Raw genomic sequence first — 24758 nt, 5'->3', positions numbered from 1 at the left:
GTTTGACCCTCGGTGAGCAACACCATTCGCGCGCCTCACGAAAGCAGGATCACATGACCGTCTCTCCCCTCATCTGGGGCATCACCATCGTCGTCATTTTGGCGCTCTTGGCCTTCGACTACTTCTTCCACATCCGCAAGGCACACGTCCCGTCGCTGAAGGAAGCCGCCGTCTGGTCCTCCGTCTACGTGGGCCTCGCGATCGTTTTCGGCATCCTGGTGCTGATCTTCGGCGGGGGCCAGATGGGGTCGGAGTACTTCGCGGGCTACATCACGGAGAAGGCCCTCTCGGTCGACAACCTGTTCGTGTTCCTAATCATCATGGCGAGCTTCCGGGTGCCGCGCGAGGATCAGCAGAAGGTGCTGCTCTTCGGCATCGTGTTCTCGCTGATCGCCCGCACCGGCTTCATTTTCCTGGGCGCCGCGCTGATCAACTCGTTCGCTTGGGTGTTCTACATCTTCGGCCTCATCCTGCTCCTCACGGCAGGCAACCTGCTCAAGCCCGGCGACCACGGGGACGATCAGGCGAACAACTTCATCATCCGTCTCGCCAAGAAGCTTTTCCACACCACGGACAAGTACGACGGCGACAAGCTCTTCACCATGCTCAACGGCAAGCGTGCGCTCACCCCGATGCTCCTGGTGATGGTGGCGATCGGCGGCACGGACATCCTCTTCGCGCTCGACTCCATTCCGGCCATCTTCGGCCTCACCCAGAACGTGTTCGTCGTCTTCACCGCCACGGCGTTCTCGTTGATGGGCCTGCGGCAGCTCTACTTCCTGATCGACGGGCTGCTGGACCGCCTCATCTACCTCTCCTACGGCCTCGCAGCGATCTTGGCGTTCATCGGCGTCAAGCTGATCCTGCACGCACTGCACGAAAACAACCTGCCGTTCATCAACGACGGCGAGCACGTCAACGTCATCGAAATCACCACCGGCCTCTCGCTGAGCGTCATCATCGGTGTCCTGGTCATCACCGTGGTGCTCTCGCTGATCAGCCCGGCGGGCAAGGCCCAGACGGCCATCAACAACGCCCGCCGCCACGCCGTTGATTATCTGGACCTCGACTACACCGCCGACGCCAACGAGCGCGAGCGTATCTACCGCGCACTGACGGCTGAGGAAGCCCAGATCGTTCAGATGCCACTGAAGTACCGGAACAAGGCCAAGGACGTGGAGAAGATCCGCGAGCAAGTGGCCGAGGCACACCGCCAACACGAGGCGTTCCTCAACCGCTAAAGCTAGCCGCCCAGCAGCACACTGACCTGGGCACGGATATCGTCGCCAACCTGGGCATCGTTCAGGCCCAGGTTGGCTGCCGACGTCATGCTGATGAACATGATCGCGGAGATGATTCCGGCCAGTTTTCCGGATCCGCGCGCCGCAAGCTTCTTGTCGCGGTTCAGGACATCGACGACGGCGGCTTCCGTCCGTTGGGTGAGGGCCAGCGCCTCTGCGTGGTGTGGCTCAGCCGGATCGCCAAAGACGATTTCCTTCAGATAGGTTCTGCCGTTCTCAATCTGTACCCGGTTGCAGGTGATGATCGGGTTGATGATGGCCATTACCGCGTCCAGGACCTCGGCTTCGGCGGCGGCAGCTTCGATTCCCACGTCCAGCGCCTCAGCGTATTTCACGTTGTGCACCAGAAGCAGCAGCTCCGCCTTGGTTTTCGCATACAAGAACAAGGTTCCCGATCCGACGTCGGCCTTCTCAGCCACTTGCTGGGTGGTAACCTCATCCACTCCGTACTGGGTGAAAAGCTCTCGGGCGGCCGCGGTGATGCGGTCAAGCTTTTCCTGCTTGTTCCGCTCACGTCGGCCAAGGGTCTGGGGCGCAGGCTGCATTCAGTTACCGTATCAGCGGCCCAAGAACTCGAGGGCTACAGGGACGAACCTGTCATGGAATTGGAAGATGCCACCGTGTCCGGAATCAGGGTAGATGACCAGTTCGCTGCCCGGAATCCGACGGTGCATGTCGCTTGAAAGCACGGACGGCACCATACGGTCGTTGTCTCCGTTGGCGATCAGCGTCGGCTGGGTGATGACGCCCAGATCGGCCGACGGCGACAGTCCCCACCGGCGGATGGCTTTCAGTTGCGTCTGGAAGGCGCTGAGCTTGATGGGTGCCTCGCGATTGGTGGTGCGTTCCTTGAGTCGGTTAATGAAGGCCCGGGCGGCAGGCTTACCGGCGGCATTCCTGTTGAAGAACAGGAACTCCTTGGGATCCTGCCGGGTGAGGCTGCCCCGGAGAACGTCGTAGTACGTGGTTCCCATAATCTTCTTGATGCCTTCTCCACCGGCAGGGCCGGTACCGGCGAGAACCAGCTTGCGTACCAAACCGGGGTGCTTGAGGACCAGCGACTGGGCGATCATTCCACCGAGCGAGAAACCGAAGAGATCCACCTTCTGGTAGCCGAGAGCTTGGATGAAGGTGGCGGCGTCATCGGCCATGCTGTCGATGCTGTCCGGAACGGTGCCAGTGGACGCGCCTACTCCTCGGTTGCTGAAGGTGATGACGTGGTGCTTCGCGGCGATGGGGTCGATGATGCGCGGATCCCAGTTGTCCATGGTCCCGGCGAGGTGAATCAGGAAGACCACCGGAACCCCGCCCTTGGGCCCCATCTCCCTGTACGCGTACGTGACTCCGCCTGCTGTCACGGTCTTAGCGGGTACTTGCAAATATGACTGTTGTTCGCTGCTCATGATGTTCGTCCTGTCCTGTGGTTGTTGCTGGCTTAAGGTTTTTGGCTAAAGGTGGCTGACAACGGTCTTGCCGCGGACGCCGCCCTTTTCCATGGCAGCAAGGACATCGGCCGTCTGATCGAACGGCACCACCCGGCCAAGGACCGGCTTGATCTCCCCCGCATCGATAAGTCCCGCAATACGGCGAAGCTGGTCGCCGTCCGCACGCATGAAGAGGAACTGGTAGCTAACGCCCAGGCGGCGGGCCTTGCGGCGGATACTCGAGCTCAGCAGGGTCGTAGCACCCAGCAGCACAGGGTTTCCGCCCAGCTGCCGGGCAAAGTCTGCGTCCGGCGGACCCGCGATGCCGATGGCTTTGCCACCCTTTTTCAAGACCTTCAGGGACCGTTCCAGGTTCTCGCCACCGAGGCTGTCCAGAACGAGGTCGTAGTCGTGAAGGATCTCCACGAAGTCCTCGGCGCGGTAGTCAATCCCTACATCAGCGCCCAGCTCACGGACAAAGTCTTTGTTCCCGGCGCTGACCGTCGTCGCTACGGTTGCGCCCAGGTACTTGGCCAGCTGGATGGCGATGGAGCCTACTCCCCCGGCGCCGGCATGGATGAACACCTTCTGCCCGGGGCCAACGTTTCCGCGCTCCACCAGCGCCTGCCACGCGGTCAAGGCCACCAGCGGAAGCGAGCCCGCTTCTTCCATGCTGATGGTGGCCGGCTTGATGGCCAGGTCTTCTTCGGCCACCGCGATGCGCTCCGCGAACGTGCCGATCCGGTGGTCCCCTGCCCGTGCGAAGACCTCGTCGCCGGGCGTGAAGGACCGCACCTTTGGCCCCACCTGCAGGACCACGCCAGCGACGTCGTGACCAAGAACCTGCGGCAGTTTGTACGGGAGGATCTGTTTGAACTCCCCTTGCCTGATCTTCTCGTCCAGCTGGTTCAGGCCGGCCGCGTGCACCTCCACCAACACATCGTGATCGCCGAGCACAGGCTCAGGTACGTCGATCTGCTGCAGGGGTTCCTTGTATTGGCTAAGGACGAAGGCTTTCATGTGGGTCTCCCGTGCTTAATTTCTGACTTAACTCAATTATGAGTCTACTCAGTTATTTAAGCAAGGGAAGCTGCGGACCTCCCCCGTCGGAGAGGCCCGCACGCTACCCCGGGAGACGGCGCCGGTAAGACTGCTGAGCCCCATTTAGACGACTCGCTGCGTATAAGACGGTGGGAAACGTCGAATACGCAGCGAAACATCGAAATGGCCGGCCTGAAGCGTTACGTCGCTGGCTTACGCCACATCACGGCCAGCACCAGCACCAGCACGTTCAGCCCCAGCATCACCAAGACCATCAGTCCCCAGTTGGCCTGGTTCACTCCAGGGCCGTAGAACACGCCGATCAGCACGGTCGCCGTGATCGCGCCAAGGTAGCGGCAGGTCTGGAAAATCCCGGCGGCCACTCCGCGCTCTTCGGGCCGGGCGGAAACGTAGAGACCCTGATTGGAGGCCGTGCTGACTACGCCATACGGCACACCCATCAACGCGGTCAGCACGAACACCAGCGGCGCCCACAGCGTCAACGTCAACGCGCCCAACGTTCCTGCCGCAGCAGTAAGAATCAAAACGCCGGTGATCAGTACAGGCCGGACGCCGTACCGCTCAATGAACCGCACAGTCAGCGGCGTCACCACAACGGACAACGCCGCTAGGGGCAGCATCAGCAGGCCTACTACGCCGGCGTCGTAATGGCCAGCTTCCTGCAGCAACTGCGGAAGGCCGAAGAACGCGAAGTAGTAGACACCACTGAAGACGATAAACAGCAAGTAAACCAGCAACAGCGGACGGTTCCGCCCCAGCAAACGCAGATCCAGGAATGGCGGACGGAAGCGCAGCTCACGCCAGGCGAAGAGCGCCCCGATCACTGTGGCAGCGGCCAGGAGGTACCACCGGTAGCCGGGCATCACGTTGAGCAGCGCCATCATCGCAAGCATGAGCGAGGTGACGAAGGCCAAGATGCCGGGGATGTCGGAATCGCGGATCAGGGTGGACAGCTTGCCCGTTTCGCGGCCGGCATCCGCGGGCGCCGTGTAGCGGACCACGAAAAGCGCCAGCAAAGCGATGGGCACATTGATCGCGAAGAGCGCTTGCCACCCAACAAGGCTCACCAGCAGTCCACCAACCACAGGACCCACAGCCGCGGCGGACGTGTTGGCCATCTGGATCCGGCCCAGTGGACGCGTGGACGGCAGGTTAGCCAGCCGGCTGAGTTCGGTGACCATCACGACGGCGGACGGGTACGCCGTCGCGGTCCCAACAGCCATCAGTGCGCGGGCCACGCAGACGAGCGCGAAGTTGGGCAGGAACGGGGCGATCGCGCAGGTGACCGCCACCAGCGCCATGCCGAACATGAAGAGTCGGCGGGGGCCGAAGCGGTCGGCGAGCCGGCCCATCAACGGCTGCCCGGCGGCGGAGGCGAGGTAGAACGACGTGATAACCCAAGTGACCGTGGCAACGTCAAGCGAGAAGTGCTCCCGCAGGACCACCAACGCAACAGCGATCATGGATGAGTTCAGCGGGTTCAGCGCCGTCCCAAGGCTCAGCGCGGCGATCGCGAGGCCGGGGCGGGGGTTGTTGGCGGTCACCTACCCAAGTCTGCTCCATTGTTGCCTCGGGTCACGAAACAGGTTCGCTGGGCGGACCCACGACGTGACATTCTCGCTGGATCATCACGGCTGGCACCCACACAAAACCTGGAATACTCAGGCCCCGCGGCTTCGTCGGAGAGCAGTCAGGCGCGCAGTGTATTCGCTGTCGTCGATTTCACCCCTGGCAAATCGTTCTGCGAGTACGTCCTCTGCTCCCCCGACTCCGGGAAGTCCACCCACGTACCGCCGGCTGCTGGATCCCATGAACCGGGCGAAGAGGACTATTGCGGTGATGATGACCCCCCAGAAGAGTAGGAAACTCGCGGCCATCAGCGCGTACCCCCAGACGCCCATGTTCCCATTCCAATACATCATGGCTGCCTCCTGCTCACTGCGGCGCGCCAGCCGCTTCAGGACTTCACTTTCGCCCCCAGGGGCGCAGTCCAACAGAGGCGAAAGTCCCCCTGAGTTACTCCTCGAAGTGGGTGGTGACCTTACCCGAGGAAACGGCCGCGATGATGGACCGGGCCAGGTGCCGCAGCTTGATGTTGCGGTTGCTCGAGGCGGTGCGGAGGATGGTGAACGCCTCTTCCTGGCTGCAATGGTTCTGGGCCATGATGGCGCCCACCGCAAGGTCGATGACGGTGCGCGACTGCATCGCGGCGGCGAGGTCGTTCCGGGCATCGCTGAGCTGGGCGATCTTCAACGCAAGGCGAAGCGACTTGGCAGCGTGCGACGCGAAAACTTCTGCCCTCTCCACGTCATCCGGGCCGAAAGCGTGGGTGCGTTCCGAGTAGAGGTTCAGTGCGGCACGGGTATCGCCTTCAACCAGGAGCGGCACGCTCAGGATGGATCCGAGGCCCTGCTGCGACGCCGCTTCAACATAGTCCGGCCAACGATGCTCGCTAGCAAGGTCCGGGACCAGGACAGATGTGAGCTTGTCCATGGCCGTCAAACAAGGGCCGTCATATTCGCTCTGCAGCTCATCCATGACGCGGGCGCGCTCGTCGCTGCTGGCCGCTGTAGCTGATTTTTTCCGACGCAACACCGTGATGCCGCAGAAAACGGGGGCCGTATCGTGGGAGAGGCTCTCGGAGGAAAATGCCGCAAGATCTGTGAGGAACGCCTCGACATCTTCGCTGCCGAGGACCAGATCAAGGAAGTATCCGTTTTGGAGAGCTTCCTGCTCGGGGCGTGGGTTAGACATATGACACGTTCCTACTGACTGAAATGCGTCCCCAGCAGACAGCAAAGGAGCGAAACTTGCCGCCCTCTGCAAAACGGTCTTGCATAACCATAACGTCCAACGATCGACGGTACAAAGTTCAGCACGGGACGCCCTGACCTGCAGCGACGCGACCTGCTTACAGCCTTCGTGTCAAGCCCGGGCAGGGTGACACTTGAGTGACAACTAAGTAGGCTTACTATGTGAGCCGGGTTCGATCTCCGGACCATTTCTGCAAAGGAGTCATTTCATGGGCGTCGAAGACAGCATTCGCAAGGCCACAGAAAACGCAATGGAAGATCTGGCTGGCACATCCAAGCCGGTGAACGACCAGCAGGTTCCCGAGCCGGGTGAGAAAGACGACGACATCCAGGTCCACTCCTCCATCAGCGAAGGCTCCAACGCAATGGACCAGGACCTGCCATCCAAGGAGAACCGGCCCACGGGCCGCCGCCGCGCACCGGGCGAACCCGACAGCGGGACTCGCGCCGCGTCGTCGGATTCCGACGGCGGAACCCACCGCGGCGAGGACGTTCCGGCGGCCACGGGAGACGTCCCCGGACCGGCGGGGTTGCCCGACGGAGATCCGGACGACCTCCGCGCAGACCCCTCAGAGGGTGGCGGGGATCCGTCCACCAGCATGGGCCGGGGCTAAGAGCTTTCCGTCGTAAGACCTCCGCTCGTCCACCACCCACTTTGAACTGGCATCCCCTGCCCGGCAACCCATTCCGGTTGCAGCAGGGGGTCCGAGCTTCCAAAGTGGGTGGTGAAGGAACGCCTTGCCTGGGAAATTCGGTGGGTAGGCTGAAGGCGTGCCCCCACAACCGACCACGCGGCTGCGCTTCCGCGAGATGACGATGGATGATCTCGACGCCATGAGCGCCATGCTCGGCGACGCGAACGTCATGACCTATTACCCGGCGCCGAAGAGTCGTGCAGAAGCAAAGGCTTGGATCGAGTGGAACCAGGCGAACTATGCCCGGGACGGGTACGGGTTGTGGATCATCGAGACACTTGCCGGCGACTTCGTCGGAGACTGCGGACTGACATGGCAGAAGGTCAACGGCAGGTCCGAGCTTGAGGTTGGCTACCATGTGCGCCTGGACCTCCAAGGCCGGGGTTACGCCACGGAAGCAGCTACGGCCTGCCTTGAATTTGCGCGGGACGTGGTCAAGGCGCGCTCACTTGTTGCCATCATTCACCCCGAAAATGCAGCCTCCCGCCGAGTGGCTGAACGGATAGGCATGCGCCAAGTCGACAAAGACACGGATGGCCCGGTAACCCGGACCGTGATGGGCATGGAGTTGGCCTGGCTACCAGGCAAGGTCGGCGGCCCCGAGTGAGACAAAGCGCGGCGACGTTCGATCGCCGGAATCAACCAGTTCCCGGAGCTCGCGGGCTGCGACCCGAGGGTTTTTCGATGCGCCCGGCTGCCCCATCTCGGTCGCCAAGATGCCCGGGTGGACCGCCCAACAGCGCACTTTGCCAGCGAGTTCCTGTGCAAGGGAAACAGTCAGCATGTTCTGCGCAGCTTTGGAGATTCTGTAGGCGTAGCTGGTGGAGAGATCTGCGAAGTCACCGCGTGCCTGCGCCTCTATGGACCCCAGACGGGACGTGACGTTAATGATCACCGGATCGGCTGCGGCCAACAGATTTGGCAGGATTGCCTGAACCATCCTCAGCGGGCCGGCAACATTCACATCAACAGCGTTCATCACGCCTTCCGCTGCAATAGAGCCCAATCCGGCGTGGGAGGCTCCCTGCGCAGCGTTGTTGATGATCAAGTCGACGGGCCTGCCCGCGATGGCGTCCATGAGAGCGCCGGAGGCGTCGTGCCGAACGTCGTGTGTCACCGACACAAACCTGTCATTGGCGGCCCGTGCTTGGAATGTCCGGTTCACAGCGACAACCGACCAACCGGCATTCCAAAACTCCTCGGCCAAAGAGCGGCCAAACCCCCGGCTGGCCCCCGTAACGACCACAAGCCGCGACTCCTCCATCAAGCGAACCGAACGTCCGTGTCCGGGTCCTTGCGGGCATCCAACATCCCGGCGATCTTCCCTTCCAGCGCCGCGACCGTGGCCTCGGGGAGCACGATCAGGCCATCGAGTTCCTTGCGGGCACGCTTGTAGGCGGTCTGTCGTTCGGCAGGAGTGGCGGCGGTGTCTTCGGCGATGCGCAGCAGCTTCCTTGCAGTTGCCAGCCGTTGCCTTTCGGGTCCGCTGAAGTTGCCGTCCTTGATGCGTCGGGCTTCGCGCTCGGCAACATCGAAAGCCAGTTCAAAGTTGTGGACAGCTGTGCGGTACTCGGCGAGCCGGGCCGGCGTCGTGAGGTCCTCAGGCGCCGCCGGCCGCAAGCCGTCGGCTTCCTTCTTGGCTTTGAGGAAGGCCACTGTGAGGGGCTCGCGAACATCGGTCATGAGGGGGAAGTCGATGAGGTTGCCGACGTCGAGTTCGTAGTCCAGCCAGCGGTGGTTTACCGAATCGTGGGCGGCTATCAGCGAGACCACTTCGGCCTGGTTGGCTTCCTCATGTACGGCGAGCTGGTTCTTCAGCTTGAGCAATTCCACCTTGCGGCGGTGCCGCTCCTCGCTGGCCTTGGACCACGACCGCGCCCAGCCACCAGCCATGCCGCCGATGGGAAAGATAAGCCACCAGTAATGACCAAGGAAATCGAAGAGGGGTTCCACTGCTCCATCCTCCCACCGGCTTGGACGGGCACTCAACAGGACAGGCCGCCGTACCCTCTCGCTACTATTCCCGTATGGACCAGCAACTGCACTTCATCACGTTTGCCACGCCGGACCTCGACGCCGCCCGCAAGTTCTACAAGGTCGGCCTCGGGTGGGACCCACTCATGGATGTCCCTGGCGAGATCCTCTTTTTCCAGGTTGCGCCGGGGCTGATGCTCGGCCTGTTCGACGCCGAAAAGTTCGATCAGGACCTCAACAACGCCACCGCCACGTCCGGAGTCAGCGGGGTCACGCTCTCCCACAATGTCGGCAGCGCGGCGGAGGTGCCCACCACCATCGATGCCTTGGTGGCTGCTGGCGCCACGGTGGTGAAACCCGCCCAGGCCGGTGCGTTTGGTGGCATCTTCCATGGCCACGTGAAGGACCCGAACGGCATCGTCTGGGAAGTCGCGCACAACCCCGGTTGGAAAATCAACGACGACGGCACGGTGGTTTTCGGATGAGCACGCCAACGTCAACGGAGGACGTCATCAACAACAGCGAACGGGTCCAGTTCGATACCTTCCTGGACGAACACCGTTGGGCGCTGAACGCCAGTCTTGAGGGGCTCACCGAAGAGCAGGCACGACGGCGGCTGGTCCCCTCCCGCACCACCCTGCTGGGTTTGGTGAAGCACGCCACCTTCGTGGAAAAGGTGTGGTTCGACGAAGCGATCTCTGGCAGGTCCCGCGCGGACATTGGCATCCCGGCGTCGCCTGACGAGTCGTTCATCCTGGATGACCAGGACACCGTCGCCAGCATTCGGGCAGCCCATGTGGAGGCGTGCGAAGCATCCAGGAGAGCGGCGGCGCAGCTGAGCTTGGACGATCTTGTCCTCGGAAACCGCCGCGGCCCACTCCCGCTGCGATGGGTGTACCTGCACATGCTGCGGGAGCTCGCGCAGCACTGCGGGCATGCGGACATTCTGCGCGAACAGATCACCCACGCCGACGCGTAGGCCGGATCGAGTTCCACCGAAAACCGTTGACACGTGACCAAACAGTCACCTATTCTGAAGCCATGGACACCGTGTTCAAAGCGCTGGCAGACCCCACCCGCAGGGAACTCCTGGACGAACTGTTCCGCGAGGATGGCCAGTCTGCCTCGGCGCTCGGAGCCCGCTTCGAGATGACACGTTTCGGCATCGCCAAGCACCTCAAACTGTTGGAAGATGCAGGGCTGGTGGTTACCCGCCGTCGTGGTCGCGAAAAACTACATTTCCTGAACCCGGTTCCCATCCGCCTCATCCACGACCGCTGGGTGAGTAAATTCGCAGAACCATGGGCCGCTGCACTCAGCGACCTCAAATCCAGATTGGAAAGTCCCATGGAAAAGATCTTCGAGATTTACATCAAGACCACGCCGGAGCGGTTGTGGGAGGCCATCACCAACAGCGAGATCCGGAGCAAGTACCAGTTCGGAAACACCTTGACCTCGGACTGGACTCCGGGGAGCCGCTTCGAAATGCGGAACCCCAAAGCCGATGCGCCGCTGGGCGAGGGCGAAAACATCGAGGTTGATCCTCCGCGCCGGCTCGTCCAGACCATGACCGCGCTGTGGGGCGAGGACGTGAAGGCCGAGGGCACGTCACGGATCACCTGGGAGATCGAACCCGTCGGCGATTCGTGCCACCTCACCGTCACGCACGATCAACTCCGCGAGGGCGCCAACGACCAACTCTACGGCGGCTGGCCCATGATCCTTTCAGGCTTGAAGACCTGGCTGGAGACGGGCGAAACACTCACCACGCCCGGCTCCCTCATGTACGCGTAACCGCCTTAAACGAGGACGACGACGGCGGTCCGCTGCCGCCGTCGTCGTCGATCCTTCAGTCTCCCGGCAGTCAGGCGACGGGCACGACGGATTCCTCAAGCGAAGCTTCCGTGAGCCAAGCGGCCTGCAGGGTGCCCAACAGGTGCGGAGCAAAGTCCTCCCCGATGGACAGCACCACCCGGCAGCGCGCGCCCCGTTGTTCCGGGAAACCGGCGTACTGTCCGCGGAGGTCGCAGACCGTCTGGCCGCGGCCGGGCCCATCCGTTGTGTCCACCTGGACGCGAACGGTGGGAGCCAAGGCAAGCTCCACTCCCCTGACGGCGATGGCCGCGGCGAGGGGATCGTGCATTGCCGAGCAAGCACGCCCAAAGATGTCGACGTAGAAGCCGAAGTAGTAGCCCAGCATTTCACCGAGGGCCTGCGAAACCGGGTGTTCGGTGGCGAGCAGCTCCTGACGGTGGTTTTCCTCCAAGACATTGGTCATGGTGACGTCCAAGGGCACCATGGTGACGGTCCAGTCGGCGGCCAGAACCTCGGCGGCAGCTTCGGGATCGTTGGCAATGTTCGCTTCGGCCACGGCTGTGATGTTGCCCGGGGCCAGCGCGGCGCCACCCATAATGGTGATCTCCGCGACCAGTTCCGGCAGTTTCGGTTCCAGTCGCAGGGCCTCGGCAATGTTGGTCAACGGACCGATCGCGACCAGGCGCAGCTCCCCCGCGTGCTGGTGGGCCAGCTGCACCAACAGTTCGGCAGCCGTGGCTTCCACCGGTTCGCGGCCTGACGGGGCCAGGTCCACACCACCGATGCCGTTGTCGCCGTGCACGTGCGGAGCGCCGCCGTGGAACGTACCCACCTGCGGATCGTGCGCACCGATGGCAACGGGGATGTCCGGGTGGCCTGCCAGGTTCAGCAGGTCCAGGGTGTTCCGGGCCCCGCCGGCTGCACTGACGTTGCCACTCACGGTGCCGATACCCACGAGCTCCGCCAACGGGGAGGCGAGGAGGTACGCGAGGGCGAGGGCGTCGTCGATGCCGGTATCGCAGTCGAGGAAGAAGGGTGCGGGCTGGGTCATGATCTCTCGTTTCAGGTGTAGCGGACTGGAATGAATCGGCGGCGGGCCGGGATGCGGGAGGTGCTGCCCGGCGTCGTGCGTTAGATCTTTTCGCCCTTCGGCGCTGCGATGAACAGGCTAACAATGAACGCCAGCGCTGTGATGGACACCGAAATCCAGAGGGCCGTGGAGTAGCCGGCCGCAGTGCCCAAGCCGGCGAACGGCGCAACAATCACGACGCCGAGGCTCGCCCCGATCCCGAAAGAGGCGCCGTTGATGCCCGGCAACGCGGCCGGCGCTTCCTTGGGCGAAAGCAGGACGGACAGGCCGTTGATGGCGGTGAGGAAGAAGCCGTTGTAGAAGATGCCCAGCGCGGCGATGGCGATGAGGACTGCGACCTGGTTGTGCGCAAACAGTGCGGCCACGATCGCACAGGCGAGGCTGGTGGCGGTGCCAACGCGAACGGTCTTGATCCAGCCGCGACGGTCGGCGATCCAACCGGCCAGCGGTGCAGCGAACGCGCCGATCAACGCGGCGGGGGTGAGGAACAGGAGCGCCGCAACGGACGCGGAGAGACCGAAGCCGTTTTCCTTGTCCTGGCTGAGCAGCACCACGGTGAAGTTGATGATGGCGAAGATGCCGGCAAGCGTCAGCACGGTGGTGGCGATAACGGGCCACACTTGGCGCGAACGGAGGTGGTGGACTGCAACCAACGGGGTTTCGCGCTTCTTTTCGATGAGCCAGAAGGCCGTGAAGGACGCGATGCTGCCAGCCAGCAAGCCGAGAGCTGCCGGTGAGGTCCAGCCTGCGGAGGAACCCGTGGACACGAAGTAGGTGATGAACACCAGGAACACGGACAGCGATCCCGCTCCCCACCAGTCCATCCGGCCCGGAGCGACGGCGGACTTACCGCCCGGGACCACTTTGATGACACAGACGACGGCGATCGCGGCCAGTACCAGCACGGCGACGAAGATCGACTGGAAGCCCAGGGTCTCTGCCATGAGCCCGCCGAAGTAGCCGTCCACGCCACCGACGCCACCGTTGATGGCAGCGATGATGCCGATGGATGTACCGAAGAGCCGGGCAGGCAGGTACTCGTTCAGGACGATGTAGGAGAGAGCGAAGATGGCGCTTGAAACACCCTGCATGAAGCGGCCGGCCACCAGCAACGGCAGGCTCGGGGCGAAGATGCACAGCACCGTACCGGCACCCATGATCGCCAGGACCAGCAGGAGTGCATTGCGCCGGCCGATGAAGTCGCTCCAGCGCCCGATCACTGGACCTGAAATGGCACCGGCAAGGAAGAACATGGATTGCACTTGGGCTACGGCTTCCGGGGACTCACCGAAGAAGGAGCCGATGTGCGGGAGGGCCGGGGTGATCATGCTGGCGTTGAGCTGGAACGCCAGGACAGCAAGCACCAGGGTGGTGATCAGCAGGGCGGCGGCCTTGCCCTGGACGCGACCCGCGTCAGTCTTTGTGCCGGCTGCTCCGGTGTCGGCTGAGGCTGGGGACTGCGGGTCTACAGCCTGCGTGCCTGTGGCGGTGGGGATGTTCACATCAAACTCCTTTGTCCGAGGGCGCGGGGCGGCGCCACGAGATGTGAGTTGTTATACAAGCATGTATTACGAGCTTGTGCAACCTGTCACATCGATCCGGTACAGTATCCGTAACCCATCCCGAGTGAGGCACCCTTGACAGACAACGCCGTCAAATTCCTGTCCCGACCCATCGCCACCCAACCAGGGCAGCCCTTGCGCGTCGCGGCCTACTCCCGCATCGCCGAGGCCATCAGGACCAAAATCCTGCCGCCGGGCTCGCTGCTTCCCACGGAGACAGAGCTGGGCACCATGATGGACGTCAGCCGTACCGTGATCCGCGAAGCGCTGATGCTGCTGGAAGAAGACGGCCTCACCCGCGCACGCCGAGGGGTTGGCCGTTTCGTGGCAGACTCGCTGCCGCGGATTGGGATCGAACACATCCGGCCCTTCGACCAGCTTCTCGGCGGGCCGGACCAGGACATCCAGGTCAAGCGGGTAGCGGCCATCAAACAGCCGGCCTCGGAATTCGTGGCGCCAGGTGTGGGCGTGGAGCCGGCCCAGGATGTCTGGTTCTGGGAAAGCGTGCTCATCCGCGACGGCGAACCCGTGGCCCACCTGCAGGAAAACGTGTCGCAGGAAATACCCGAAGCGGCTCCGCTGGCTGAGGCCGCCGAAGCACCAACACTTTCCGCCTCCACGCTGCTGGAGGTACTGAGCGAACTGCCCGGCGTGACCCTTGGCCCAGGCGAATGCGAAATCAGCCTCAGCACGGCTGGTCCAAGCCGAGCCAAGCTACTGGGACTCCGCCCGTCCGATCCCGTACTGGTCCTCACCCAATACGTGCGCCGGAACGGCTCCCCGTTCTACCTCGCCAAATGCCTCGTGGCCGCCAAGGCCGGGCACCTTTCCGTCATCCAGTCCTCCTGAAACCTCCCCGAAAAGGACCTCCCATGAGCACGCCCGTTCAGTCCTCTGCGCCCACACTCACTGTGGTGGGCAGCATCAACCTCGACATCACGGCCACCGCCAGCCGTCTCCCCTCGCCCGGCGAGACCGTGGGCGGGGCTGTCCTGCGGCAGCAACCCGGTGGCAAGGGCGCCAACCAGGCCGTCGCCGCAGCCCGGCTCGCGGGCAGCTCACGCATGGTGGGGGCCGTCGGCCAGGATGACGCCGGACGCACGCTTCTGGACGCAATGGCTGGCGCCGGCGTCGATATCAGCGACATCGCCGCCGTCGACGAAGCTACCGGTACCGCGTTGGTGCTGGTGGACAGCGACGGCGAAAACCAGATTGTGGTGTGCCCCGGCGCCAACGCGTCCGTGAGCCTGGCCGACGTGAGCTTCGGCGATGACGAGGCCGTGTTGTGCCAGCTGGAAGTGGACCAGGACGTTGCCCTCGAGGCAGCTCGGGCCAGCAAGGGATTCTTCGCACTGAACGCAGCCCCGGCGGCACCCCTCATTCCGGAGTTGCTGGAGCGCTGCCACCTGGTGATCGTGAACGAGACCGAATATGAGTTGATCCCGGCCCTGACGGACGCCCCGCTGGTCGCCGTCACGTACGGTGGCGACGGCTCGGCGATCTTCGTCGACGGCGAAAGGGTGGCCGAAGCTCCTGCCGTGCGAGTCACGGACATAGCCAACACCATCGGAGCTGGGGATGCCTTCTGTGCGGCCCTGGTTCTGGCACTCCAGGCTGGGCTTGATTACTCACACGCCCTTGCGACGGCGAATGCCGTTGGCGCGGACGCGGTCCGGGATGCTTCGTCGCAGCCTGCGCTGCAGCCGTTGGAGCACTACATCGAGGCGACGCGGACCTCGCTCGCGTCAGGTTCCGCCACTGCATAGTCCGCCGATTGCGTTTTGGCCGATGTTATCGAGGCTCATCGCTCTCGGCTGCTACGATTGCTACGGAGGCTAACCATGACAACTATTCCGCACCGCGAACTGCGCAATCAAAGCAGCAAGATACTCGAACGCGTCAAGAACGGTGAGGTCATCGACGTCACCAACAACGGCGAGATCGCCGCTACCCTCATTCCGCCGTCTGCATCTCCGTTCGAGCGTCTCCTTCGAGCTGGCAGCGTACGGCCCGCCTCTGCCTCGCCGGTCGACTACCGGATCCTGCCGCGGGTTCAGAGTGAAATGTCCACGGCCGAGATTCTGGCCGACCTGCGTGGCGATCGGTGATCGTCTACGCCGATACATCTGCGATTCTGAAGCTTGTGGTGGAGGAACGCGAATCCGTGGCACTGGCCGCCTACCTCTACGACGTCCGCGAGGGCGGAGGCCATTTAGTGACGTCGATGCTCCTCTATACCGAGCTTCATTGCGCAGCACGCCGCCGCAACCTGCCCTATGACCAAGTCAACGACGTCCTAACAGGCATCAATCTGGTTGATGTCACCCGCTCGGACCTGATGTATGCCTCAGCCCTGCCCGGGCAACTTCGGAGCGCAGACGCAATCCATCTTGCAACCGCCATCAGATTGCAGGCGGACGCGGTGGTGGCCTATGACCAGGAACTGCTCATGGCTGCGAAGGAGTCCGGGCTCATGACTGCGTCACCGGGAAATTAGGGCTGCTACCCAACGATCCGGAAGTCGTCGAACTCCCCGGTGGCCTCGGAAACCTGAAAGTCTACGTTCTCCACCCGGCCCGGGGCCTGCGGGGAGTTGAGCCAGCTCGTGAAACGCTCCACACGTTCCACGGACCCTTCGGCTACGAGTTCCACCGAACCATCCGGAGCGTTCCGCACAGTCCCTGTGAGCATCAGTTCATCGGCTTTGCGAGCAGTCCAGTAGCGAAAACCCACGCCTTGCACCATGCCCGAAATGCGCGCGGTAACCCGGACCGTGTCTGCCTCCATGGACCCACCTTAACGAGTCCCGCCCTTGTCCGTCACGCGCCCCGTACAACGGGAGGCGCCACGAACAAGGTCGGGTTCCAGCAAACCAAAGAGCTAGCCGATCACGATGTCCCGGGTCACGTGGCTGTACGTGATGGTGACGGGACCGCCGTCGTGGTTCAACTCGTGGTTGGCACCGTCGCGGGCGCCGAACGCACCGTAGTTCTCATCCCACGAACGGTTCAGGGCGATCTTGTAGGTGTAGTGCCCGGCCGGAAGATCAGCCGTTAGCGTCCACACCTGAACCAGCGGGTTGAACTCCATCTGGGCTTCGTCGTACTGCGGCGCCCAGTCCTCGGGTGCGCCCAGGATGGTGTTGAAGTCGCCCGCCACCGCGACGGCGTCCGGCTGCGGCACGGTCTCGACGGCGGTAGCTGCCGCAGCTTTCGAAGTCGCCTTGCGCGGTGACTTCTTTGCGGCCGGCTCAGCCTTTGCAGCAGCCTTGGCCCTCGGTGCGGACACCTTGGCAGCGGCAACCTTCGGCTCAGCCACTTCATCAGGAGCCGCCTTCTTGGCTGCAGCCCGCTTGGTTGCTGCCTTCTTCGCCGCAGGCTTCACTGGCGGGGCCGTCGGAACTGGAACGTCGGCTGGTACCGGCGTTCCGGCGTCAAGCGCTGCCGCGAAAGCCGCCACGTCAGGGAAAGCGACTGTGGCGCGCAGGCCGTCCTCGGGAATGGTCCACCCGGATCGGCCCTTGACCAGCCACCCGGCCTTGACCAGTTTCGCCGAAGCCGACGTCAGGGTCTTGTGGCCGCGCGGGATGCCGCCACTCAGGAGCTCCGCTTCGTGGTCGTTGAAGGGAACGCGGGCAATCGCCTCAGCCAATACCTCCCCGGCGTTCAGTGAAGTCCCGGACCACACGCTTTCAGCGAGGATGTCCAGTACGGCCTTCAGACGAAGGTTGGTGTTTTCGGCGGTGTTCGCGCCCATGCTTCTCCTTCAACGGTGGTTACTCCACAGCAGTTTGCCAATGATTTGTTAATTCCCACGACTGCTGAAGGTAAACACCGTGTGTCGTGACCGAGTGTGACATCACAGCCGCCTCAAGTGATCTACGGGTCTCGGCTGCCGTGCCCAAGCGAGCCTCAGGGGTGCGGCACAGAGGCCTTGACCCACTCCGTGACTTCGTCCAACAGCACCGCTTTTCGGGCGTCGCTGGCGAACGAGGACCGGATGGAGTTCGCGGCCAGGGTTGCCTGCTCCGGTACCGAGAATTCCAGGACCTTGACCAACTGCTCAAAGTTGTCATCCACGTACCCACCAAAGTAGGCGGGGTCATCTGAATTCACGCAAACGTTCAAACCGATGGCGAGCATTTCCGGGAGCGGATGGTCTTCCAGCTTGTCCACCGCGCGTAGGCGCACATTCGACAACGGACAAACGGTCAGCGGCACCTGCTCGGCGACGAGTCGCTGGACAACGTCCGTATCTTCCATGCAGCGGATGCCGTGATCAATGCGCTCGACGTGGAGGACGTCCAGCGCCTCCGTGATGTAGGAGGCCGGACCTTCCTCACCCGCGTGGGCGATCCTGCGCAGCCCGGCCTCGCCGGCGCGCTGGTACAGACGTTCAAATTTCGACGGCGGGTTGCCCACCTCTGCAGAGTCCAACCCGATGCCGGCGATGGGTGCGTGCATGGCCAGGAGCTGGTCCAGCACCTCAAGGGCTGAATCCTCGGACATGTCCCGCAGGAAAGCCGCGATGAGCAGGGTCGAAACGCCGAAGTCCTCTTCGGAGGTTGCCAGGGCGTTGGCCACCCCGTTGACGCAGGTTTCCAGTGCGACACCCCGGGAAACATGGGCCTGGGGGTCCATCATGATTTCCGCATGGCGCACTCCCCCGGCGGCGGCGCGCTTCAGGTAGGCACGGGTCATGTCGGTGAAGTCCTGCTCGGTTTGCAGGACGGCCATGTTGGCGTAGTAGAGGTCCAGGAAGGATTGCAGGTCAGTGAACTCGTACTTTTCCCGGAGTTCCCCGATGTCTTCATACGGCAGTTCAATGCCGTTGCGTTCGGCCAGGGCAAAGATCAGCTCTGGCTGGAGGGTCCCTTCGATGTGCAGGTGCAGTTCGGCAACCGGGGGCGCCGTGGTTGTAGTTTTCTCGCCAAAAGTTTCCACCCGACAACTCTAGGCCCCATCGCCGTACGTGTCCCGGAGCACTCAACTTGGTTCTCAAGCCCGGCACCCTCAAACTGAAAGGATGCAGACTTTCCTCCCTTTCGCCGATTTCCGTGAGAGCGCCGCGGCGCTCGACACCTCAAGGCTCGGCAAACAGCGCGTCGAAGCACTCCAAGTCCTCCGCGCGCTGGTGATCCCGGAGTACGGTTGGCAGTCACACCCGGCCGTGCGCATGTGGATGGGCCACGTCCCGGCGCTCACCCTGTACGGCTTGGCGATGGCCGACGAATGGATGGAGCGGGGCCACCCGGACAACACCCGCACCAACATCGCGGAGTTCGCACCCCAGGCGGCCCACCCGGACTATGCGTCCAGGATCATCATGCCGCCATGGCTCGGACACGAGGACCTGCACCTCAGCCACCGCTCCAAGCTGATCGGCAAGGACCCCAAGTTCTACACCCGACTGTTCCCGGGCACGGATGAAAAACTGGAATACGTGTGGCCGGAGCCCAAGCACGAGTTCCACCCCGAGGAACCCGAAGAGGACAGCCTCTGGATCCTGCGCGCCCCAGTGGAGGAAATCCGCCCGGAGCAGCTCACCACGGTCAGCATGCCCCCGCACGGCAAGGCGAAGCCCGTTTCGGACCCCGACGAGTACGAATTCGTGTACGCCGAGGAGAAGTCCCGCAGGCAGGTTGGTGGGCCCAAAAAGCGTCCCGCCGCGCCGAAGGAAAAGAAGCCAACGCGCAAGCGTCAAGCCCAGGAGCAGGCGTTCAACACCTTGCCTGGCAAGACCGAGATCGCGGTTCCGTTCGACGGCGGCCAGGTCTTCGCCGTCGGCCTCATCCAGGGACGCCCCATCACCGTTGACGGACGCTTCGCCCGCAACTTCGAAGTCACCAACGTGATCAAGCGCTCCGATTTCGACTACCCGGCGCTCCTGCAAGATCCCCGCGTGTTCTACCGGGTCCCGGCGCCCGCGCTGTAGCGTTTGCTGGTTCACGACGGCGGCAGTCAGGTTCCGTAGCTCCGGAACCTGACTGCCGCCGTCGTTGGTTTGTGAGACGGTGGAGGCACGCAGCTAACCGGGGAGGGCCATGGATTTCCAGCACATCATCGAAGCAGTCGGCCGGTACATGGACTTCGCCGGGGTGGCGGTGATGGTGATCGGCGCCTTGGTGTCCATCCCCATGGCCCTCCGTGGATACCAACCCAAACGCGCCAGCGGCCTGGAACCGTTCTCCCCGTACCGCGCCTACCGGCAATTGTTGGGCAGGTCCATCCTGCTGGGCTTGGAACTGCTGGTGGCGGCCGACATCATCCGAACCGTCGCCGTCACCCCCACGTTCGAGAGCGTCGGGGTGCTGGCGATCATCGTCCTGATCCGGACGTTCCTGAGCTTCTCGCTGGAACTCGAAATCACCGGGCGTTGGCCGTGGCAGAAGGAGAAGACTTCGTGACCGGGTCATGGGTTGCGGACATTCTTGGTGACGGCTTTGAGCAACAAACTTTAGAGCTCGACGGCGGCGCTGTCGCCACCTTGGTGAGGTACGTTGGCGCCACTTCCCACGCGCAGCCTGACCTGGACGGTCGCAGTTTGGACGCCGATGTCCTGTACGTGCACGGCTGGTCCGACTACTTTTTCCAACGCCATGTGGCCGAGTTCTGGCATAACGCCGGCGCGCGCTTCTTCGCCTTGGACCTGCACAATTATGGCCGCAGCCTCCGGCCCGGGTTGGTCCCGGGCTTCGTCACCAACCTGGCCGACTACGACGCCGACATCGGCGCGGCGCTGGAAGCCATGGGACGCTCGGGGAATTCAGAACGGCCCCTGATCCTGCTGGGCCACTCGACCGGTGGGCTGACCCTGAGCCTGTGGGCCCACCGGCATCCGGGGGCGGCTTCGGCATTGATCCTCAACAGTCCTTGGCTGGAGTTCCAAGCCACGGAGCTCGGCCGACGGGCTATTGCGCCCTTGCTCGGCCTGCATGCACGGCTGCACCCGCTGACCCCACTGCCACCGGTGGACCTCGGAATTTATACCCGGGCTGTTTCCGCGGCGTTGGACGGCGAATGGGACTACAACCTCGAGTGGCGTCCGGACCGGGGATTCCCCCTCACCCCGGCGTTCCTTGACGCGGTGTTCCGTGGACAGGCGACCGTCGCGGCGGGTCTGGGCATCGACGTTCCGGTGTTGGTGATGCTCTCGGACAAGAGCTACCTGCAGCCAAAATGGTCCGCCGACGCGCTCACCGCTGACGTGGCCCTCAACGTCGACGCCGTAGCCCACCGGTCACTTTCCCTTGCGGACACCGTCACCATCAGCCGGCTGCCGAACGCGCTCCACGACATCTTCCTGTCGCCCGAACCCATCCGGCGGGAAGCCTTTGCGCGGATCGGTCGCTGGCTTCCCGCGGCGCTGCAGCCCTCGGGTGCAGGGGCGTGGGAAGCCAGGACCGCAGGCTCCTAGGCCCTACTTCCCCAGTCCTGCCCGACGCAGCGCCTCGGCCATTGCCGTGTTGGCGGGCGCGGACGGTGCTTGCTGGGGCTTGCCCTGACGCTGCCCACCCTGCTGCGGGTGGCCCTGGTTACCGCGGCGATCGCCCTGACCTCCAGCTCGCTGACCGGGCTGGCCGCCGCGCTGCCCCTGCTGTCCCCCAGGACGCTGGCCATCACCCGAAGCACGCCCACCTGAGGTGCGGCCGCCCCCGGTGCCGGGTTGGTCGTCGAGCCTCAACGTCAGTGAGATGCGCTTGCGCTCGGGATCCGCCTCAAGGACCTTGACCCGGACGACCTGGCCGGACTTCACGATCTCGCGCGGATCCGACACGAACTTGTTGGACAGGGCCGAGACGTGGACCAAACCGTCCTGGTGCACTCCCACGTCCACGAACGCGCCAAAAGCGGCAACATTGGTGACCGTGCCTTCCAGGATCATGCCGGGCTTGAGGTCGGAGATCTTCTCGATGCCCTCGGAGAACGATGCCGCCTTGAACGCGGGACGGGGATCGCGGCCCGGCTTCTCCAGCTCGGACATGATGTCCTTGACCGTGGGAAGGCCGAACGTGCCGTCGACGAAGGCCTGCGGGTCCAAGGCCGTGGCAGGTCCACCACCGGCCGCAACCAGGATCTTACGGGCCACGGAGTACGCCTCGGGGTGAACGCTGGAGGCGTCCAGGGGCTCCGCTCCCCCGGTAATCCGAAGGAATCCTGCGCACTGTTCGAAGGCCTTCGCGCCCAGGCGCGGCACCTTCTTGAGGTCGCTTCGTTTGGCGAACGGACCATTCTGGTTCCTGTAAGCCACGATGTTCTCGCTGAGCAGCGGCCCGACGCCGGCCACCCGGCTGAGCAGCGCTGGTGAGGCAGTGTTCACATCCACGCCCACAGCGTTCACGCAGTCCTCCACCACGGCATCCAATGAACGGTCCAGCTTCGCGGCGGTGACGTCGTGCTGGTACTGCCCCACACCGATGGACTTCGGCTCAATCTTGACCAGTTCCGCCAGCGGATCCTGCAAGCGGCGGGCAATGGACACAGCCCCACGCAACGAAACATCCATCCCCGGAAGCTCGGAAGCTGCGAGCGCGGACGCGGAGTACACCGAGGCTCCGGCCTCAGACACCACCAGCTTCTGGATACCCTTGGACCCGGCAGCCTCAAGGGACTTGATGAGCTCGGTTGCCAGCTTGTCCGTCTCGCGGGAAGCCGTTCCGTTGCCGATCGCCACCAGTTCCACGTTGTACTGTTTGGCGAGCCGGCCGAGGGTGGCCAGTGCTTCGTCCCACTTCTTCGCGGGTGCGTGCGGGTAGATGGTGTCTGTAGTGACCACCTTGCCGGTCCCGTCCACCACCGCGACCTTCACGCCGGTCCGCAAACCTGGGTCCAGGCCCAGCGTTGCGCGGTTTCCCGCGGGGGCGGCCAAGAGGACGTCGCGCAGGTTGGCGGCGAAGACGCGCACGGCTTCATCTTCTGCGTCCGCGAACATGCGACCACGAAGGTCCGTGGTGAGCCGGTCCAGGATGCGTCCGCGCCAGGCGAGCTGCGCGGTCTGCGTCAGCCATGTATCGGCGGGCCTGCCCTGGTTGGAAACCCCCAGGCACTTGGCCACAGCGTTCTCGTACCGGCCGCGGGCGGCGGCCAGGGCGTCGTCGTCGTCGGGGTCTGCTTCAGCGAGATCCAACTCCAGGACGCCATCCTTCTCACCACGCAGCAAGGCAAGGACGCGGTGCGACGGCATCCCCGAGGGCACCTGGGTGAACTCGAAGTAGTCCTTGAACTTCTGGCCCTCAGCCTCCATGCCCTTCTTGACGCGGGACACCATGCGGCCTTGCTTCCAGAGCCGTTCGCGGAGGTCCTCAGCCAAGTCCGCATCCTGCCCGACGCGCTCCACAAGGATGGCCCGCGCACCCGCGAGCGCCGTGGCGGCATCCTCGATGGAGTGCTCTGCGTTCAGGTATTTGGCGGCTTCGGTGGTGGGGTCCAGCTGCGGATTGGCCAGCAGCACGTCGGCGAGCGGTTCCAGCCCGGCCTCGCGGGCGATCTGGGCTTTGGTGCGGCGCTTCGATTTGAAGGGAAGGTAGATATCCTCCAGCCGCGCCTTTGTATCGGCACCGACGACGGCGGCTTCCAGTTCCGGGGTCAGCTTGCCTTGGGCGGCAATCGCCTCGAGGACGGACTTGCGCCGTTCTTCCAGTTCCCGCAGGTACCTGAGGCGTTCTTCAAGGTCGCGGAGCTGGGTGTCGTCGAGCGTCCCGGTGGCTTCCTTACGGTAGCGGGCGATAAACGGAACGGTGGATCCGGCGTCGAGCAGTTCCACCGCGGCCTTGACCTGCCAGGCTTTGACGCCGAGTTCTTCGGCGATCTGGGCGTGGATAGCGGAGTCGGCTGACTGGTGTTGGAGATTTGAAGTCACCATGACAGTTTGCCTCACCCGGCCGACAGTTTCAGGTCCGGCTTCCTGCAGGGCCTATCCCTGCGGCCCTGTTAGTGGTGTAGTTGGAGCAAAAGACGGGCCGCGAGGCGTTCCTCGGAAGGAGTGCCTCGCGGCGGCTGGGGTTGGTGGCCGGCTACCCGTAATAGGGCCGGGCCTAGTGGGCCATGTGCTCCTTGGCGGAGATGTGCTCCACCATTTCACCAAGGCGTTCTTCTGCGTAGTGGTGGCGGGCGATGTCGCCCTGGCTGATAATGCCCACCAGCTTGTGGTCGCTGATGACCGGCAGGCGGCGCACCTGGTGCTCTTCCATCATCACGATGGCGTCATCGACGTTGGCATCTGCGTCAACCCAGTAGGGCTTCCCTGTGGCGAGGTCGCCGGCGCGGACTTCGCGGGCGTCCTTGCCCTCAGCCAAACACTTGACCACAATGTCGCGGTCGGTGATGAAGCCTGTGAGCTTGCCGTCACGGCCGCAAATGGGAAGTGAGCCGCAGTCCAGGTCCCTCATCAGCCTGGCGGCATCCTGAAGAGTCTTGTCCTCTTCGATGCACTGGCAGTCCGTTGACATGAATTCACGTACGACACTCATGGATCCTCCTTCATCGATTGGATTACCGACGCGGGGCCTACGGGATGAGTCTTTCGGCTCAGCGCCGATGATGCCAAGCCTACGCTCGATTCACCTATTCAGCGATGTCCTCAGCCCACAGTTCCGGGTGACTTTCCTGGAAGGTCCGCATCATGTCGACGCACCGGGAATCATCCAAAACCACCACTTCCACGCCGCGTGAACGGAGGAGATCGAACTCGCCGGGAAAGGTCTCCGCTTCGCCCACTACAACGCGTGGAATCTTGAACTGGATGATGGTTCCCGTGCACATCGCACACGGTGCCAACGTGGTGTAGAGCGTGGTGTCACGGTAGCTTTTCTGGCGTCCGGCGGCGCGTAGTGCGGACATCTCCCCGTGCGCGATCGGGTCGCCGTGCTGCACGCGTTCGTTGTGGCCACTTGCGATGACCACACCGTTGCGGGCCAAGGCAGCTCCGATGGGGATCCCGCCCTCGCTGAGACTCTTCTGCGCGGCCTGGAACGCGGCTTCAAAAGCGGGGTCGGCGGCGCGGGCTGTTTCAGTCATGGGTGAA

At 63.5% G+C, this 24758-nt stretch carries 29 protein-coding genes; 13 read left to right on the top strand and 16 right to left on the bottom strand.

The genetic code is table 11. The features are described from left to right. The first annotated feature begins 53 nt into the window (after positions 1-53). Positions 54-1241 carry a TerC/Alx family metal homeostasis membrane protein gene (locus tag J2Y68_RS05060; RefSeq protein ID WP_309990541.1) on the top strand — a complete coding sequence of 396 codons (1188 nt, stop codon included), beginning with the start codon at positions 54-56 and terminating at the stop codon, positions 1239-1241. Between the two features lie 2 nt (positions 1242-1243). On the opposite strand, the gene J2Y68_RS05055 is transcribed toward J2Y68_RS05060, so the two are convergent. The 6 genes from J2Y68_RS05055 to J2Y68_RS05030 all read right to left on the bottom strand — a co-directional run bounded on the left by J2Y68_RS05055 (position 1244) and on the right by J2Y68_RS05030 (position 6541). Beyond that, positions 1244-1846: a TetR/AcrR family transcriptional regulator gene (locus J2Y68_RS05055; RefSeq protein WP_309990539.1), complete on the bottom strand. Its 603-nt coding sequence runs from the start codon at positions 1844-1846 to the stop codon at positions 1244-1246. Positions 1847-1858: 12 nt separating this feature from the next. Beyond that, the gene (locus tag J2Y68_RS05050) at positions 1859-2704 is read right to left on the bottom strand and encodes an alpha/beta fold hydrolase (RefSeq protein WP_309990536.1); all 846 of its coding nucleotides are present in this window, start codon (positions 2702-2704) and stop codon (positions 1859-1861) included. Between the two features lie 45 nt (positions 2705-2749). Next, on the bottom strand, positions 2750-3745 hold the full coding sequence (locus tag J2Y68_RS05045) for an NADP-dependent oxidoreductase (RefSeq protein WP_309990533.1): 996 nt from the start codon (positions 3743-3745) through the stop codon (positions 2750-2752). Between the two features lie 221 nt (positions 3746-3966). Next, positions 3967-5331 carry an MFS transporter gene (locus tag J2Y68_RS05040; protein WP_309990530.1) on the bottom strand — a complete coding sequence of 455 codons (1365 nt, stop codon included), beginning with the start codon at positions 5329-5331 and terminating at the stop codon, positions 3967-3969. A 117-nt stretch (positions 5332-5448) separates the two neighbouring features. Then, positions 5449-5709 carry an SHOCT domain-containing protein gene (locus tag J2Y68_RS05035; RefSeq protein WP_309990527.1) on the bottom strand — a complete coding sequence of 87 codons (261 nt, stop codon included), beginning with the start codon at positions 5707-5709 and terminating at the stop codon, positions 5449-5451. 94 nt (positions 5710-5803) lie between these two features. Beyond that, positions 5804-6541: a GAF and ANTAR domain-containing protein gene (locus J2Y68_RS05030; RefSeq protein WP_309990524.1), complete on the bottom strand. Its 738-nt coding sequence runs from the start codon at positions 6539-6541 to the stop codon at positions 5804-5806. Between the two features lie 268 nt (positions 6542-6809). Here J2Y68_RS05030 and J2Y68_RS05025 point away from each other — a divergent pair, with 268 nt between their 5' ends. Together J2Y68_RS05025 and J2Y68_RS05020 are read left to right on the top strand one after the other, a co-directional pair. After that, positions 6810-7214, top strand: a complete 405-nt coding sequence (locus tag J2Y68_RS05025) for a hypothetical protein (RefSeq protein WP_309990521.1) — start codon at positions 6810-6812, stop codon at positions 7212-7214. Positions 7215-7371: 157 nt separating this feature from the next. Then, positions 7372-7902 carry a GNAT family N-acetyltransferase gene (locus J2Y68_RS05020; RefSeq protein WP_309990518.1) on the top strand — a complete coding sequence of 177 codons (531 nt, stop codon included), beginning with the start codon at positions 7372-7374 and terminating at the stop codon, positions 7900-7902. On the opposite strand, the gene J2Y68_RS05015 is transcribed toward J2Y68_RS05020, so the two are convergent. Further along, positions 7873-8559, bottom strand: coding sequence for an SDR family NAD(P)-dependent oxidoreductase (locus tag J2Y68_RS05015; RefSeq protein WP_309990517.1), 687 nt, complete (start codon positions 8557-8559; stop codon positions 7873-7875). The genes J2Y68_RS05020 and J2Y68_RS05015 overlap by 30 nt on opposite strands. After that, positions 8559-9248, bottom strand: a complete 690-nt coding sequence (locus J2Y68_RS05010) for a hypothetical protein (RefSeq protein WP_309990513.1) — start codon at positions 9246-9248, stop codon at positions 8559-8561. Before J2Y68_RS05010 ends, J2Y68_RS05015 begins: the two co-directional genes overlap by 1 nt. Positions 9249-9322: 74 nt before the next feature. On the opposite strand from J2Y68_RS05010, the gene J2Y68_RS05005 reads away from it, so the two are divergent. The 3 genes from J2Y68_RS05005 (at position 9323) to J2Y68_RS04995 (ending at position 11063) form a co-directional block, all read left to right on the top strand. After that, entirely contained in the window at positions 9323-9754 is a 432-nt protein-coding gene (locus J2Y68_RS05005; protein WP_309990509.1) for a VOC family protein, read from the top strand. Continuing rightward, a complete protein-coding gene (locus J2Y68_RS05000) occupies positions 9751-10248 on the top strand; it encodes a DinB family protein (protein ID WP_284986022.1) in 498 nt (165 codons plus the stop codon). Before J2Y68_RS05005 ends, J2Y68_RS05000 begins: the two co-directional genes overlap by 4 nt. A gap of 62 nt (positions 10249-10310) precedes the next feature. Next, positions 10311-11063 carry an ArsR/SmtB family transcription factor gene (locus J2Y68_RS04995; RefSeq protein ID WP_309990505.1) on the top strand — a complete coding sequence of 251 codons (753 nt, stop codon included), beginning with the start codon at positions 10311-10313 and terminating at the stop codon, positions 11061-11063. 70 nt (positions 11064-11133) lie between these two features. On the opposite strand, the gene J2Y68_RS04990 is transcribed toward J2Y68_RS04995, so the two are convergent. Together J2Y68_RS04990 and J2Y68_RS04985 are read right to left on the bottom strand one after the other, a co-directional pair. Beyond that, entirely contained in the window at positions 11134-12135 is a 1002-nt protein-coding gene (locus J2Y68_RS04990; protein ID WP_309990502.1) for a nucleoside hydrolase, read from the bottom strand. Between the two features lie 80 nt (positions 12136-12215). Beyond that, positions 12216-13676, bottom strand: coding sequence for an MFS transporter (locus J2Y68_RS04985; protein ID WP_309990500.1), 1461 nt, complete (start codon positions 13674-13676; stop codon positions 12216-12218). Between the two features lie 135 nt (positions 13677-13811). Here J2Y68_RS04985 and J2Y68_RS04980 point away from each other — a divergent pair, with 135 nt between their 5' ends. From J2Y68_RS04980 to J2Y68_RS04965, 4 genes are all read left to right on the top strand, one after another. After that, on the top strand, positions 13812-14585 hold the full coding sequence (locus J2Y68_RS04980; RefSeq protein ID WP_309990498.1) for a GntR family transcriptional regulator: 774 nt from the start codon (positions 13812-13814) through the stop codon (positions 14583-14585). A gap of 23 nt (positions 14586-14608) precedes the next feature. Continuing rightward, positions 14609-15502, top strand: a complete 894-nt coding sequence (locus J2Y68_RS04975; protein ID WP_309990496.1) for a ribokinase — start codon at positions 14609-14611, stop codon at positions 15500-15502. Between the two features lie 75 nt (positions 15503-15577). Next, the gene (locus J2Y68_RS04970; protein WP_284986017.1) at positions 15578-15844 is read left to right on the top strand and encodes a type II toxin-antitoxin system Phd/YefM family antitoxin; all 267 of its coding nucleotides are present in this window, start codon (positions 15578-15580) and stop codon (positions 15842-15844) included. Next, complete coding sequence (locus J2Y68_RS04965) at positions 15841-16233, top strand: type II toxin-antitoxin system VapC family toxin (RefSeq protein WP_309990491.1); 393 nt, start codon at positions 15841-15843, stop codon at positions 16231-16233. Before J2Y68_RS04970 ends, J2Y68_RS04965 begins: the two co-directional genes overlap by 4 nt. Before the next feature lie 5 nt (positions 16234-16238). Here J2Y68_RS04965 and J2Y68_RS04960 read toward each other — a convergent pair whose 3' ends face one another. The 3 genes from J2Y68_RS04960 to J2Y68_RS04950 form a co-directional block, all read right to left on the bottom strand. Beyond that, on the bottom strand, positions 16239-16523 hold the full coding sequence (locus J2Y68_RS04960) for an acylphosphatase (RefSeq protein ID WP_309990488.1): 285 nt from the start codon (positions 16521-16523) through the stop codon (positions 16239-16241). 93 nt (positions 16524-16616) lie between these two features. After that, positions 16617-17492, bottom strand: coding sequence for a pullulanase X25 domain-containing protein (locus J2Y68_RS04955; protein ID WP_309990487.1), 876 nt, complete (start codon positions 17490-17492; stop codon positions 16617-16619). 155 nt (positions 17493-17647) lie between these two features. Continuing rightward, positions 17648-18679, bottom strand: coding sequence for an adenosine deaminase (locus J2Y68_RS04950; RefSeq protein WP_211712965.1), 1032 nt, complete (start codon positions 18677-18679; stop codon positions 17648-17650). A gap of 82 nt (positions 18680-18761) precedes the next feature. Here J2Y68_RS04950 and J2Y68_RS04945 point away from each other — a divergent pair, with 82 nt between their 5' ends. From J2Y68_RS04945 to J2Y68_RS04935, 3 genes are all read left to right on the top strand, one after another. Continuing rightward, complete coding sequence (locus J2Y68_RS04945) at positions 18762-19670, top strand: MSMEG_6728 family protein (RefSeq protein ID WP_309990484.1); 909 nt, start codon at positions 18762-18764, stop codon at positions 19668-19670. 109 nt (positions 19671-19779) lie between these two features. Beyond that, complete coding sequence (locus tag J2Y68_RS04940; protein ID WP_235519090.1) at positions 19780-20142, top strand: DUF1622 domain-containing protein; 363 nt, start codon at positions 19780-19782, stop codon at positions 20140-20142. Continuing rightward, entirely contained in the window at positions 20139-21152 is a 1014-nt protein-coding gene (locus J2Y68_RS04935; protein WP_309990480.1) for an alpha/beta hydrolase, read from the top strand. The genes J2Y68_RS04940 and J2Y68_RS04935 overlap by 4 nt, the downstream gene beginning before the upstream one ends. A 3-nt stretch (positions 21153-21155) precedes the next feature. On the opposite strand, the gene J2Y68_RS04930 is transcribed toward J2Y68_RS04935, so the two are convergent. The 3 genes from J2Y68_RS04930 to J2Y68_RS04920 form a co-directional block, all read right to left on the bottom strand. After that, positions 21156-23597 (bottom strand): Tex family protein, encoded by a 2442-nt coding sequence (locus J2Y68_RS04930; RefSeq protein ID WP_309990478.1) that lies wholly within the window; start codon positions 23595-23597, stop codon positions 21156-21158. A 172-nt stretch (positions 23598-23769) separates the two neighbouring features. Continuing rightward, positions 23770-24204 (bottom strand): CBS domain-containing protein, encoded by a 435-nt coding sequence (locus J2Y68_RS04925; RefSeq protein WP_309990475.1) that lies wholly within the window; start codon positions 24202-24204, stop codon positions 23770-23772. A 94-nt stretch (positions 24205-24298) separates the two neighbouring features. Beyond that, entirely contained in the window at positions 24299-24751 is a 453-nt protein-coding gene (locus tag J2Y68_RS04920; protein WP_309990473.1) for a nucleoside deaminase, read from the bottom strand. Positions 24752-24758 lie beyond the last annotated feature (7 nt).

Origin of the sequence: Paenarthrobacter nitroguajacolicus (assembly GCF_031455195.1) — a bacterium.
Taxonomy (GTDB): domain Bacteria; phylum Actinomycetota; class Actinomycetes; order Actinomycetales; family Micrococcaceae; genus Arthrobacter; species Arthrobacter nitroguajacolicus_D.
Note: the sequence above shows the minus strand (reverse complement) of the source record. Positions and strands in the feature narration are given on the sequence as shown.